Genomic DNA, 12,773 nt, shown 5'->3' on the forward strand with positions numbered 1-12,773 from the left:
GCGGATGCGGCAAGTGCTGCGGTAGCATTGACATTTGCCGCCTGATCCCTCCAGGCAGGAGACGTGATTTGCGTGAACTGGTTCGGACCAACGACATGGTGCTGGTGTCGGCGATTGGCGCGCTGCTCGACGGCGCCAACATCCATCATCTGGTGCTGGACCAGAACATGAGCATCATCGAGGGCTCGCTCGGCATTTTGCCGCGGCGGATCCTGGTCCATGAGGACGACGCCCAGGAGGCCCGGCGGCTCCTGACCGAGGCGGGCCTCAGCCACGAACTGCGCGGCGATGATTGAGGCCGCAGCAGACATCACCGAGGACGCCTTTCTGGGCGGGCAGCTGCGGCTGAAGCAGAAGCGGTCCGGCCATCGCGCCGGGCATGACGCCATCCTGCTCGCGGCGGCGACGGAGGCCCGGACCGGCGACCGTGTGGTCGATCTGGGCGCCGGCATCGGCACGGCCGGGCTGGCGCTCGCCCGGCGCGTCCCCGGGATCAGGCTGAGCCTGGTCGAGATCGATCCGGAACTGGCAGAGCTGGCGCGCGCCAATGCGGCGGCGAATGCGATTGCGGCCGAGACGATCGTGCTCGACATTACGGCCGATGCGCAGACCTTCGCGGCAAACGGGCTGTCGCCTGACAGCGTCGACTTGGTGTTGATGAATCCGCCTTTCAACGATCCCGCACGGCATCGCGGCTCGCCGGATCAGGGGCGCCAGATCGCGCATGTCGCGAGGCAGGAGACCTTGCAGGCCTGGGTCCACGCGGCGCGGCGCATCCTCCGATCGGATGGCGCGCTGACCCTGATCTGGCGTGCAGATGGTATCGCGGAGGTTTTGGCAGCGCTGTCACGCGGCTTCGGCAGCCTGTCGATCCTGCCGGTTCACGGCGAGGCGGGACGGCCTGCGATCCGCGTGCTGGTGCGCGCGGTCAAGGGCGGCAGGGCCCCGACACGATTGCTGCCGGGCCTCATGCTCAACGACCAGTCACGCGTGCCTAAAAAAGAGGTGAAGGAGATTCTGGAGGGGCGGGCGGTTCTACCCCTGGTGGAGCCGTGATGGCCTACTGCGGAAGCGATTCCGACTGCTGTTCCTGCGGGGACGTCAAGCGGATTGCGGTGAAAAGTGCGCCGATCAGCAGCATCAGCAGGTAGATTTTCATGGCGTCCTCCGCTGCCCCATTGCAGCCTCTCGGCGAGAAATCTGCAACACACGTTCCACGCACTTCCAATGACAGTCGCGTGATAAGAAATGGTTAAACAGAGGTAACGGCATGGCCGAACAATTGAACGATCGCAGAGATTCCGGCCTTGTCGACAAGCTCATGCAATATCTGCCGGCGCGCTTCCGTCCCGGCGTCGCAGTCGTGCCGGTGGTGCGGCTGTCCGGCGTGATCGGCGCAGTGACGCCGCTCCGCCCCGGCATGACGCTCGCGGGCGTTGCGCGGGTGCTGGAGCGGGCGTTTTCTGTCCGCCATGCGAAGGCGGTTGCACTCGTGATCAACTCGCCCGGCGGCTCGCCGGTGCAGTCGCGCCAGATTTATCTGCGCATCAAGCAGCTCGCGGCGGAGAAGAAGCTGCCGGTGCTCGTGTTCGTCGAGGACGTCGCGGCCTCCGGCGGCTACATGATCGCCTGCGCCGGCGACGAGATCCTTTGCGATCCCTCGTCCATCCTCGGCTCGATCGGCGTGGTCGGCGGCAGCTTTGGTTTCCAGGAGGCGATCAAGCGGCTCGGCATCGAGCGACGCCTCTACACCGCCGGCGCGCATAAGGCGATGCTCGACCCGTTCCTCCCGGAAAACGCTGATGATGTGGCGAAGCTGAAGGCGATCCAGCGCGAGATCCACCAGATATTCATTGCGCTGGTGAAGGAGAGCCGCGGCGCACGTCTGAAGGGGACGGACGACACCCTGTTCACGGGCGAATACTGGGCCGGCGACAGCGCGATCGCGCTCGGGCTGGCTGACGGGATCGGCGATCTCCGCTCAACTCTTCGTGCCCGCTATGGCGAGAAGGTTCTCACCCCCGTGATCGCGCAGCCGACCGGGCTGCTGTCCGGCCTTCTGGGGCGGAAATCGCCCGGCGCGGGTCAGCTTTCGGCCCTGGAATCGGTCGCCGGCCTCCCGGACGAACTGATTTCGGCGGTCGAGACGCGGGCGATTTGGGCGAAATTCGGGTTCTAGGCGGCGGCCTCCCGCGCCATTTGGTCCGAGGGGAATCGGAGCCGAGCCAATTGCAGCGCAGCCTCATCTGCGCGACAATGATCGTGGGGGCTGAGCATTGAACAAGGATCGACCGATGCCGCCGTTCGTTGCATTTGCGGGCGTCTTGGGCGGGCTTGCCGTGGTCCGCTGGGCCTACAAGACCGCTGTCCGGATCAACCAGGAGCTGGAGGAGATGCGCTTGCAGCGCGTCGCCGAGACCGCCCGTATGGGGGACATCCAGACGCTGAAACGGGACCCCGTGACCGGAGCCTATCGTCCGGGATAGTTGCTGATTTTCCAAACGCGCCCTCATTTCGGGGGCGCCCTCTGGGCGCCCCCGAAGGATGGGCTGTTTGGCCCGAATCCATCCCCCTTTGCCTTGATTCCCATCCCCGCCGTCGATACGGTCCCGCGCGATTCAAAACCCCCCGCGAGAGCCTGATCTGCCGATGGACGCCTCATTGCCCGCCCATATGCGCCCGGAACGCTCGTTCCAGGGCTTTATCCTCGCGCTCCAGCGGTTCTGGGCCGAGCAGGGCTGCGTGATCCTGCAGCCCTACGACATGGAGATGGGTGCGGGTACGTTCCATCCGGCCACAACCTTGCGCGCGCTCGGGCCCAAGCCCTGGAACGCCGCCTATGTGCAGCCCTCGCGCCGGCCGAAGGACGGCCGTTACGGCGAGAACCCGAACCGGATGCAGCACTACTACCAATTCCAGGTGATCATGAAGCCGTCGCCGCCGAACCTTCAGGAGCTGTACCTGAAGTCGCTCGCGGCGATCGGTATCGATTCTGCCGTGCACGATATCCGCTTCGTCGAGGACGACTGGGAAAGCCCGACGCTGGGCGCCTGGGGCCTCGGGTGGGAATGCTGGTGCGATGGCATGGAAGTGAGCCAGTTCACCTATTTCCAGCAGGTCGCGGGCTTCGAATGCGCGCCGGTCGCGGGCGAGCTCACCTACGGGCTCGAGCGTCTCGCGATGTATGTGCAGGGCGTCGACCGCGTCTACGACCTCAACTTCAACGGCCGCGACGGCGACGCGAAGGTCACCTATGGCGATGTGTACCTGCAAGCGGAGCGGGAATACTCGCGGCACAATTTCGAAGTCGCCGACACCGCGATGCTGTTCGAGCAGTTCAAGATGGCGGAAGCTGCCTGCAAGAAATACCTCGATGCAGGCTGGCAAAAAAAATTCTGAGTCCGGCAAGCGCGAGGCCCACCTGATGGCGCTGCCGGCCTATGACCAGTGCATCAAGGCGAGCCATGTCTTCAATCTGCTCGATGCGCGCGGCGTGATCTCGGTGACCGAGCGGCAGAGCTATATTTTGCGCGTGCGTGAACTGGCCAAAGCCTGTGGCGAAGCCTGGTTGCACACCGAAGCCGGTGGAGCGGCCTGATGCCTGATCTGTTGCTTGAACTTTTCTCGGAAGAAATCCCCGCGCGCATGCAGGCCAAGGCGGCGGACGATTTGCGCCGCATGGTCACCGACAAGCTCGTCGCCGAAGGCCTCGTCTATGACGGCGCGAAGGCGTTCGCGACGCCGCGCCGCCTTGCGCTGATCGTGCACGGCATTCCCGTGCGCCAGCCCGACCTGAAGACCGAACGTCGCGGACCGAAAATCGGCGCGCCCGATGCGGCCGTGCAGGGCTTCCTGAAAGCGACAGGTTTGCAGTCGCTCGACGAAGCCAAGATCCAGCGCGACCCAAAGGGCGACTTCTACATCGCGCTGATCGAGAAACCCGGCCGCGACGCGATCGACGTGCTCGCGGAAATCCTGCCCGTGATCATCCGCACCTTCCCCTGGCCGAAATCAATGCGCTGGGGCGCGCGCTCCGGCAAACCCGGCTCGCTGAATTGGGTGCGCCCGCTGCACGCGATAACCGCGACCTTCGGACTTGAGACCGAAGAGCCTGATGTCGTGAAGTTCTCGGTCGACGGCATCGAGACCGGCCAGACCACCTACGGCCATCGCTTCCTCGCGCCATCGGCGATTCCTGTGCGCCGGTTCGAGGACTATGAGGCCAAGCTGCTCGCGGCGAAGGTCGTGCTCGACCCCGAACGCCGCAAGGATGCGATCCTCACCGACGCTAAGCAGCTTGCGTTCGCGCAAGGGTTCGAGCTCGTCGAGGACCAGAACCTGCTCGACGAGGTCGCTGGCCTCGTCGAATGGCCGGTCGTGCTGATGGGCTCGTTCGACCCGGAATTTTTGGCGACGCCTTCGGAGGTCATCCGCGCCACCATTCGCAACAACCAAAAGTGCTTTGTGGTCAGCGACCCCAAGAGCAATGAGGGCAAGCTTGCCGCAAAATTCATCCTGGTCGCCAATATCGAGGCGACCGACGACGGCAAGACCATCATCGCCGGCAACGAACGTGTGATCCGCGCGCGGCTGTCGGATGCGAAGTTCTTCTACGAGACTGATCTGAAGACGAAGCTTGAGGATCGTCTGCCGAAGTTCAAGCAGATCGTGTTCCACGAGAAGCTCGGCACGCAGGCAGAGCGCATTGAGCGCATCGAACGCCTTGCAGGCAAGATCGCGCCGCTTGTCGGCGCCGATGTTGCAAAGGCGACGCGCGCCGCACACCTGGCGAAGGCGGACTTGCTGACCGAAGTCGTCGGTGAGTTCCCTGAGGTGCAGGGCTTGATGGGCAAGTACTACGCGCTGGCGCAAGGCGAGGATGATTCCGTCGCGGCGGCCTGCGAGGAGCACTACAAGCCGCAAGGCCCCGCCGATCGCGTGCCGACCGATCCGGTCAGCGTTGTGGTCGCACTCGCCGACAAGCTCGATACGCTCGTCGGCTTCTGGGCGATCGACGAGAAGCCGACGGGAAGCAAGGATCCGTATGCGCTCCGCCGCGCTGCGCTCGGCGTGATCAGGCTGATTGCCGAGAACGCGCTGCGCCTGTCGCTCATGAAGGTGGCGGCATCCGCGCTCGCGGGCTTGTCGGTGAAGCCCGCCGATGCGCAGAAACTTCCGAGCGATCTGCTCGCCTTCTTCGCCGACCGCCTGAAGGTCCAGCTCCGTGAGCAGGGCGCGCGCCACGATCTCGTCGACGCCGTGTTCGCGCTCGGCGGCCAGGACGATCTTCTGATGATCGTCCGCCGCGTCGAGGCGCTCGGCAAGTTCCTCGATAGCGACGACGGCAGGAACCTGCTCGCTGGCACCAAGCGCGCCAGCAACATCCTCTCGATCGAGGAGAAGAAGGACAAGCGCACGTTCGACGGTGCGCCTGATACCGCGCTCTACAGCCTCGACGAGGAGAAGGCGCTGGCGAAGGCAATCGGCGAGGTCAAGACGGAAGCAAGCGCTGCTGTCGCGAGGGAAGACTTTGCCGCCGCAATGAGCGCGATGGCGAAGTTGCGCCCGCCGGTGGATGCGTTCTTCGACAAGGTCCGTGTCAACGATGACGATCCGAAGGCGCGCGAGAACCGCCTCAAGCTGCTGAACGAGATCCGCAGCGCGACGCGTGCGGTGGCGGACTTCTCGAAGATCCAGGATTGATCGCGCTACAATTGAGGTTGTCATTCCGGGGCGCGCGAAGCGCGAGCCCGGAATCCATAACCACGATCGTGAGTATGGATTCCGGGCCCACGCCTTTGGCGTGCCCCGGAATGACGGCTGCTTCTGAGCACAAAAAAGCCCCGCCCGGCGGGGGGAAGACCGGGCGGGGCCTGATGTCCGATTTGACTTTGCTCGCGCCAGCCTGATGCGGCGCGCCGGACATCGAGTAGAACGGCAGCGTTTTCAAGCGAAGTGGATGCCGGTTCGCGTGAAGAAAACGCGTCCAAACAAGAGCTAGTCCATCACCTCGACGATGCGTCGTGAGCGAGGCTCGACCAGCACGGTCTCACCGTTCACGACGGTGTAGCGATACGTCGTTGCGCCAAAACGTTGCGGCACGTCATAATAGGTGATGCCGGTCTCGGGTAAGGTGGCACCGACCACCACGCGATCCGGAATACGGAAGGCCGGCACACGTTGTTCGATGACATATTCGCGGAAAGCCGGCCGCTGTTCGACCGCTATCGTCGGACCGCCATCGACCACGACGGGCGCGCGTCCCACCGTTTGCGCCTGCGCCGCGACGGGCGAGCCGATCGCGGCCGCGAGCGCTGCAAGAGCAAGAATCCTGTTCCGCATGGTCAACTCCTTCGAGAAGATTTTCGGGAAGCGCCAGTGGCGCAACTGGTTGCCAATGCATGCCTCTTCGCAATGTTCCGGGAAAAGCCCTGCCGCATTCGCGGCAATTTCGGGCAGTTTTCGCGAAGGCAGGAACCCGTGCGGCGCTGCTGCGTCTCTACCCGCGGAACTCGGTCCGCTATGATCCGGCCGCGATTCGCCTCACTCCACAGAAAGACAATCCATGCACATCACCGTCGCCCACATTTCGCCGATCCTGTCGTTGATTGCGGGTGTGCTCATTCTGATCATGCCGCGACTCCTCAATCTGATCGTCGCGATCTTCCTCATCATCAACGGTGCGATCGGGCTTGGGCTCCTGAAGTGGCTCCACCTCTAGCTCCGGTGGTTCATTTTCCGGAACAGTTCGACTTGCGCGGGCCCGCTCAAAGTGGTGTAAGGCCCGCGATTTCCCGTCCCTCTCGCAGGTTGTGTGCAAGCTATGGCCAAAGCCGCCTCGAAGCCTAAGAAAATACCAGCGAAATCAAAGTCCTCTGCCAACGCTAAAGCCGCGCCCCCGGCCCGCAAGGCGCTTGCCAAGAGCGCCCCGAAGCCGGCCGCCAAGCCTGCTGCAAAGGCTGCTGCCAAACCCGCTGCCAAGCCGGCCGTGAAGCCCGCCGCGAAGGCTGCGACCAAGCCGGTTGCGCCGAAGGTTGCCGCCAAGGTCGCTGCGAAGCCGGCACCGAGTAAGGCAGCGCCGAGCGCGGCCAAGGCCGGCAAGTGGGTCTTCACCTTTGGTGACGGCAAGGCCGAGGGCCGGTCGGAGATGCGCGACCTGCTCGGCGGCAAGGGCGCCAATCTCGCGGAGATGGCCAATCTCGGCCTTCCGGTGCCTCCGGGCTTCACCATACCGACCTCGGTCTGCACCTATTTCTACGCACACGACAAATCCTATCCGAAAGAGCTGCAGTCGCAGGTTGAGAAGGCGCTGGACTATGTCGGCAAGTTGACCGGCAAGATCTTCGGCGATGCCAAGAACCCGCTGCTCGTCTCCGTGCGCTCCGGCGCGCGCGCCTCGATGCCGGGCATGATGGACACCGTGCTCAATCTCGGCCTGAACGACGAGACGGTGGAAGCATTGTCGGAGCTGTCGGGCGACCGCCGCTTCGCCTATGACAGCTATCGCCGCTTCATCACCATGTATTCGGACGTGGTGCTCGGTTTCGAGCATCATCACTTCGAGGAAATCCTCGATACCTTCAAGGACAGCCAGGGCTATACGCTCGACACTGATCTGTCCGCCGAAGACTGGGTCGAGCTGGTCGGCAAGTACAAGGACGCGGTCGCGCGCGAGACCGGCAAAGACTTCCCGCAGGATCCGCACGATCAGCTCTGGGGCGCAATCGGCGCGGTGTTTTCCTCCTGGATGAACGCGCGCGCGGTGACCTACCGCAAGCTGCACGACATTCCGGAATCCTGGGGCACCGCTGTCAACGTGCAGGCCATGGTGTTCGGCAACATGGGCGAGACGTCGGCCACCGGCGTTGCCTTCACCCGCAACCCCTCGACCGGCGAGAGCAAGCTTTACGGCGAGTTCCTGATCAACGCGCAAGGTGAGGACGTGGTGGCGGGCATCCGCACGCCGCAGGACATCACCGAGGACGCGCGGAAGGAATCGGGCTCCGACAAGGCGTCGATGGAATCGGCGATGCCGCAGGCCTTCAAGGAGCTGACGCGGATCTACACGCTGCTCGAGAAGCACTACCGCGACATGCAGGACATGGAGTTCACGGTCGAGCAGGGCAAGCTCTGGATGCTCCAGACTCGCGGCGGCAAGCGCACCGCCAAGGCGGCGCTGCGCATCGCGGTCGAGCTCGCCAATGAAGGCCTGATCTCGAAGAAGGAAGCGGTGACGCGGATCGACCCGGCTTCGCTCGATCAGCTGCTGCATCCGACCATCGATCCCAACGCCAAGCGCGACGTGATCGCGACCGGCCTGCCGGCCTCGCCCGGTGCGGCCTCCGGCGAGATCGTGTTCTCCTCGGATGAGGCGGCCAAGCTCCAGGCCGACGGACGTAAAGTGATTCTGGTCCGCATCGAGACCAGCCCCGAAGACATCCACGGCATGCACGCCGCCGAAGGCATCCTGACCACGCGCGGCGGCATGACCTCGCATGCTGCGGTGGTCGCGCGCGGCATGGGCAAACCCTGCGTCTCCGGCTGCGGCACCATCCGCGTCGATTACGGCCGCGGCACCATGAGCATCGGCTCGCGCACCTTCAAGACCGGCGACGTCATCACCATCGACGGCTCGCTCGGCCAGGTGCTCGCCGGCCGCATGCCGATGATCGAGCCGGAGCTCTCCGGCGAGTTCGGCACGCTGATGAATTGGGCCGACCAGGTCCGCAAGATCGGCGTGCGCGTCAATGCCGACACGCCGGAAGACGCGCGCACCGCGATCAAGTTCGGCGCGGAAGGCATCGGCCTTTGCCGTACCGAGCACATGTTCTTCGAGGAGACGCGCATCCGCACAGTGCGCGAGATGATCCTCTCCGAGGACGAGCAATCGCGCCGTGCCGCGCTCGCAAAGCTGCTGCCGATGCAGCGTGCCGACTTCGTCGAGCTGTTCGAGATCATGAAGGGCCTGCCCGTCACGATCCGTCTGCTCGATCCGCCGCTGCACGAGTTCCTGCCGCACACCCATGCCGAGGTCGAGGAAGTGGCGCGCGCCATGAATACCGACCCGCGGCGCCTGGCTGACCGCGCGCGCGAGCTCTCGGAGTTCAACCCGATGCTCGGCTTCCGCGGCTGCCGCATCGCGATCGCCTATCCGGAGATCGCCGAGATGCAGGCGCGCGCGATCTTCGAGGCGGCGGTCGAGGCGCAGCGGCGCACCGGCAAAGCCATCGGTCTCGAGGTGATGGTGCCGCTGATCGCGACCAAGGCCGAGCTCGATCTCGTCAAGGCGCGAATCGATGCGACCGCGCAGGCCGTGATGCGCGATACGAACACGAAGCTCACCTATCAGGTCGGCACCATGATCGAGCTGCCGCGCGCCTGTTTGCTCGCGGCCGAGATCGCGGAGAGCGCCGAGTTCTTCTCCTTCGGCACCAACGATCTCACGCAGACGACGTACGGCATCAGCCGTGACGACGCGGCGAGCTTCCTCGGCCCCTACGTGACGAAGGGCATCCTTGCGGTCGATCCCTTCATCGCGCTCGACCAGGAAGGCGTCGGCGAGCTCGTCAAGATCGGCGTCGCGCGCGGCCGCAAGACGCGTGCTTCGCTCAAGGTCGGCATCTGCGGCGAGCACGGCGGCGATCCCGCCTCCGTTGCCTTCTGCCACAATATCGGCCTCGACTACGTCTCCTGCTCGCCCTACCGCGTGCCGATCGCCCGCCTCGCTGCCGCGCAGGCCGCGCTCAGCAAGGCGATCGCGAGCCAGGCGTAAGCGAAGACTGAGACTACGAGATGCGAGAGAGGCGGGGCCAACCCCGCCTCTTTTCGTTTGAGGTGACCTTCGCGCCACACACTCGCTGTCATCGCCCGCCTTGTGCGCGATTGCGCACTGGGGCGGGCGATCCAGTACGCCGAGACAGTAATGACTGAATCGAGAAGCCGCGGCGTACTGGATGCCCCGCTTTCGCGGGGCATGACAGTGGTGGCGTGGAGACACATGTCGCAACGATGGAGCCGTGCGCGTCCCGCAATGAGACGCGCCGTCAAGAGTTTCTTCACCATACGCGTTGACCGAATCTTTACCGCTTCGCGTGAGGGCGCATTTACCACCCCGCGCGATCACTCCGTGAAACCACCTGTGTTCGCTTGAGTGTGCTGCGCGCGCAACGTCGATTAACGCCCCGGCAACCTAAATTGGATACTGACAATAAAGATCGAATTGCACGGATGTGCTGACGTCGATCAGACGAGCGTAAGCGTTGCGTGAGCGTATCGATGTTTGTGTTGCGTAACCATCCGAAGGGCGCGCGGTTCGCGTCCTTCGGAATCGGTCTCTGCATCTTCGCATTGATGCCGAGAGAGACCGGCTATCAGGACATTGCCTCTCTGCTGGCGCGTCAGCCCGGCGTCGCCGAGCGCTGGCAGAAGCAGGTGTTTTCTGCGGCGTCCTCTATACAGCTCGCCACCTATAGTTTTTCGCGGCCGATCGGAACCTCGGTTCCGCAGAGTGCGATGGTTCGCCTCGCGAGCCTCGACGGTCGCGACGTCACCGGCGCGATCACCCGCAATCCGGCGCTGCAGGCGCCGCCGCGCTATCAGGCCGCCGATTTTCCCAAGGTCGATCGTTCCCTGAAGGGTGATCGCCTTGCAACCGTCACGCCCACGCTGGCTCCCGAGACCGCCGCCCCGGCGGCAGCACCCTCGCAGGACGATCCCGCGACGTCGAACAGCTCGGTGTTCGGAGCCAAGACCGTTGCGTTGCCACAGGCGATGTCGCCGGAGTCCGCGGCCGCGCTCGATCCCGAACTCCAGGAAGCGTTGCGTGCGCCGCCGCTGCCGCAATATGCCAATCCGCCACAAGCCAGTGACGCCGCGCGCTCGCTTGCGATCGAGCCGCTCGAAGCGCTGAAGCAAGCGATTCCGGCTGCACCGCCGCGCGATCCATTCCGGGTGAAGACCTCGAACCTGTTCTTCGGCAGCTCCTCGCTCGGCGGCAGTCTCGAGAGCATCGAGAGCTGGGAGCCCGGCGCCGAGCCGCTGATCGTGATGCCCGACCCGGATATGAAAGCGACGGCCTCGCTGTCGCCGCCGTCTGAGGACGTTGCAAGGGACATTGAGAGCGGCGAGAGCGTCGCGCCGAAAGGCGAAGTCAACGCCGAAAATCAGCGCGGTAAATCACCTGCGGAGCGACTCGCGCTCGACGACAAGTCGCGGGCGAAATCGGAAAAGTGCCTCGCCGAGGCGATCTACTTCGAATCGCGCGGCGAGGCCGTGCGCGGCCAGATGGCGGTTGCGCAGGTCGTGATGAACCGCGTGTTCTCGGGCAAATATCCCGACACCGTGTGCGGCGTGGTCTACCAGAACAAGTATCGCCACTTCGCCTGCCAGTTCACCTTCGCCTGCGACAATAATCCCGACGTGATCCGCGAGCCCGAAATGTGGGAGCGCGCGAAAAAGATCTCGAAGGCGATGCTCGACGGCCAGATCTGGTTGCCCGAAGTCGGCAAGTCCACGCACTACCACGCCTATTGGGTGCGTCCGTCCTGGGTTGCCGAGATGAAGAAGATGTACAAGTTCGGCGTTCACACCTTCTACCGGCCGCGCGCCTGGGGTGACGGCAGCGAGGAGCCGAGTTGGGGCACGCCGGCCCAGACCGCCGCACTCTCCGCCGAGCTCATCCAGGAAGCCAAGAGCTCCGCCGAGATGGGTGTGAGCGAACGGCGGTAGTCTTCCTTACCTCGCCCCGCTTGCGGGGAGAGGTCGGATTGCATCGAAGATGCAATCCGGGTGAGGAGGACTCTCCGCGAATGCGATTCTCACCGTCTTTGCAGCAGCAGCCCCTCACCCCCACCTTCTCCCCGTAAGAACGGGGAGAGGGAGTAGACCGTCACGCCTCGATATCCAGCGCGCAATCGAAGTTCGGCGCCGAATGCGTCAGTGCGCCGGATGAGGCGTAGTCGACGCCGGTTGCCGCAATCGCTGCGATCGACTCCAGCGTGACGCCGCCGGACGCTTCCAGTTTGAGGCGGCCTTCGGAGAGCCGCACCGCCTCGCGCAGCGTTGCAAGGTCCATGTTGTCGAGCAGCACGGCGTCAGCCATTCCGCTGTCCAGGACTTCGCGCAGTTGCGCGAGCGTATCCACCTCGATCTCGATCTTAACGAGATGGCCGGCATGGGCGCGGGCGCGCTCCAGCACGGGGCGGATGCCGCCGGCGACCGCGATATGGTTGTCCTTGATCAGGATCGCATCATCGAGGCCGAAGCGGTGATTGAAACCGCCGCCGCAGCGCACCGCGTATTTCTCGAGCGCCCGCAATCCCGGCGTGGTCTTTCGCGTGCAACAGATGCGCATCCTGGTGCCTTCGGTGCGCGCGACATAGTCGGCCGTCAGCGTTGCGACGCCCGACAGGCGGCCGACGAAGTTGAGTGCGGTTCGCTCCGCCGTGAGAATGGCGCGCGCCGGGCCGGAGATGGTCAGCACGTGCTGGCCGCGGGTAACGCGCGCGGCGTCGCGGACATGCGCGCGCACCTCGATGTCGAGTGAGAGCTTCTGCAGGGTCGCGAGCGCCAGAGGCAATCCGGCGATCACGCCGGGCTGGCGCGCGACGAGGATCGCTTGCGCCTTTGTCGCCTCCGGGATTGTCGCAAGCGAGGTGATGTCGCCGGCGCGGCCGAGATCCTCGTCGAGCGCGCGATGGACCGCCTCGTCGATCGCAAGCGGTGAGAGGAAGGCGTCGGGATTGAGCAGTGAGGTCAGGGTGATCATGGGGCTT

At 64.5% G+C, this 12,773-nt stretch carries 10 protein-coding genes and 1 pseudogene; 9 read left to right on the forward strand and 2 right to left on the reverse strand.

Features of this window, described 5'->3' with window-relative positions:
- The first annotated feature begins 68 nt into the window (after nt 1-68).
- The 6 genes and pseudogenes from AC629_RS23730 (at nt 69) to glyS (ending at nt 5,703) form a co-directional block, all read left to right on the forward strand.
- Entirely contained in the window at nt 69-296 is a 228-nt protein-coding gene (locus AC629_RS23730; RefSeq protein WP_084807371.1) for a putative signal transducing protein, read from the forward strand.
- Nucleotides 289-1,056, forward strand: a complete 768-nt coding sequence (locus AC629_RS23735) for a tRNA1(Val) (adenine(37)-N6)-methyltransferase (RefSeq protein ID WP_084807372.1) — start codon at nt 289-291, stop codon at nt 1,054-1,056. Before AC629_RS23730 ends, AC629_RS23735 begins: the two co-directional genes overlap by 8 nt.
- 214 nt (nt 1,057-1,270) lie before the next feature.
- The gene (locus tag AC629_RS23740; protein WP_084807373.1) at nt 1,271-2,179 is read left to right on the forward strand and encodes a S49 family peptidase; all 909 of its coding nucleotides are present in this window, start codon (nt 1,271-1,273) and stop codon (nt 2,177-2,179) included.
- Between the two features lie 115 nt (nt 2,180-2,294).
- A complete protein-coding gene (locus AC629_RS23745; RefSeq protein ID WP_084807408.1) occupies nt 2,295-2,486 on the forward strand; it encodes a hypothetical protein in 192 nt (63 codons plus the stop codon).
- A 163-nt stretch (nt 2,487-2,649) separates the two neighbouring features.
- Nucleotides 2,650-3,598, forward strand: a pseudogene (locus AC629_RS23750) (glycine--tRNA ligase subunit alpha).
- The gene (glyS, locus tag AC629_RS23755; protein WP_084807374.1) at nt 3,598-5,703 is read left to right on the forward strand and encodes a glycine--tRNA ligase subunit beta; all 2,106 of its coding nucleotides are present in this window, start codon (nt 3,598-3,600) and stop codon (nt 5,701-5,703) included. Before AC629_RS23750 ends, glyS begins: the two are co-directional and overlap by 1 nt.
- A 294-nt stretch (nt 5,704-5,997) precedes the next feature.
- Here the strand turns inward: glyS and AC629_RS23760 are convergent, their stop codons facing one another.
- The gene (locus AC629_RS23760) at nt 5,998-6,342 is read right to left on the reverse strand and encodes a DUF1236 domain-containing protein (RefSeq protein WP_074122885.1); all 345 of its coding nucleotides are present in this window, start codon (nt 6,340-6,342) and stop codon (nt 5,998-6,000) included.
- Between the two features lie 223 nt (nt 6,343-6,565).
- Between AC629_RS23760 and AC629_RS23765 the strand changes: the two genes are divergently transcribed.
- The 3 genes from AC629_RS23765 to AC629_RS23775 all read left to right on the forward strand — a co-directional run bounded on the left by AC629_RS23765 (nt 6,566) and on the right by AC629_RS23775 (nt 11,727).
- Nucleotides 6,566-6,721, forward strand: coding sequence for a DUF3096 domain-containing protein (locus AC629_RS23765; RefSeq protein ID WP_074077234.1), 156 nt, complete (start codon nt 6,566-6,568; stop codon nt 6,719-6,721).
- Nucleotides 6,722-6,823: 102 nt separating this feature from the next.
- Entirely contained in the window at nt 6,824-9,772 is a 2,949-nt protein-coding gene (gene ppdK / locus AC629_RS23770; protein WP_084807375.1) for a pyruvate, phosphate dikinase, read from the forward strand.
- Between the two features lie 503 nt (nt 9,773-10,275).
- Nucleotides 10,276-11,727: a cell wall hydrolase gene (locus AC629_RS23775; RefSeq protein ID WP_084807376.1), complete on the forward strand. Its 1,452-nt coding sequence runs from the start codon at nt 10,276-10,278 to the stop codon at nt 11,725-11,727.
- A gap of 160 nt (nt 11,728-11,887) precedes the next feature.
- On the opposite strand, the gene nadC is transcribed toward AC629_RS23775, so the two are convergent.
- Nucleotides 11,888-12,766 carry a carboxylating nicotinate-nucleotide diphosphorylase gene (gene nadC, locus AC629_RS23780; protein WP_084807377.1) on the reverse strand — a complete coding sequence of 293 codons (879 nt, stop codon included), beginning with the start codon at nt 12,764-12,766 and terminating at the stop codon, nt 11,888-11,890.
- Nucleotides 12,767-12,773: the final 7 nt, after the last annotated feature.

The organism is Bradyrhizobium sp. NAS80.1 (assembly GCF_001908205.1).
In the GTDB taxonomy this organism is placed as follows: Bacteria; Pseudomonadota; Alphaproteobacteria; order Rhizobiales; family Xanthobacteraceae; genus Bradyrhizobium.

Coding starts and splice junctions, on each gene's coding strand:
- AC629_RS23745 (WP_084807408.1), top strand. CDS start 2,295: ATGCCGCCGTTCGTTGCATTTGCGGGCGTCTTGGGCGGGCTTGCCGTG.
- ppdK (WP_084807375.1), top strand. CDS start 6,824: ATGGCCAAAGCCGCCTCGAAGCCTAAGAAAATACCAGCGAAATCAAAG.
- nadC (WP_084807377.1), bottom strand. CDS start 12,766: ATGATCACCCTGACCTCACTGCTCAATCCCGACGCCTTCCTCTCACCG.
- AC629_RS23775 (WP_084807376.1), top strand. CDS start 10,276: ATGTTTGTGTTGCGTAACCATCCGAAGGGCGCGCGGTTCGCGTCCTTC.
- AC629_RS23735 (WP_084807372.1), top strand. CDS start 289: ATGATTGAGGCCGCAGCAGACATCACCGAGGACGCCTTTCTGGGCGGG.
- AC629_RS23740 (WP_084807373.1), top strand. CDS start 1,271: ATGGCCGAACAATTGAACGATCGCAGAGATTCCGGCCTTGTCGACAAG.
- AC629_RS23765 (WP_074077234.1), top strand. CDS start 6,566: ATGCACATCACCGTCGCCCACATTTCGCCGATCCTGTCGTTGATTGCG.
- glyS (WP_084807374.1), top strand. CDS start 3,598: ATGCCTGATCTGTTGCTTGAACTTTTCTCGGAAGAAATCCCCGCGCGC.
- AC629_RS23760 (WP_074122885.1), bottom strand. CDS start 6,342: ATGCGGAACAGGATTCTTGCTCTTGCAGCGCTCGCGGCCGCGATCGGC.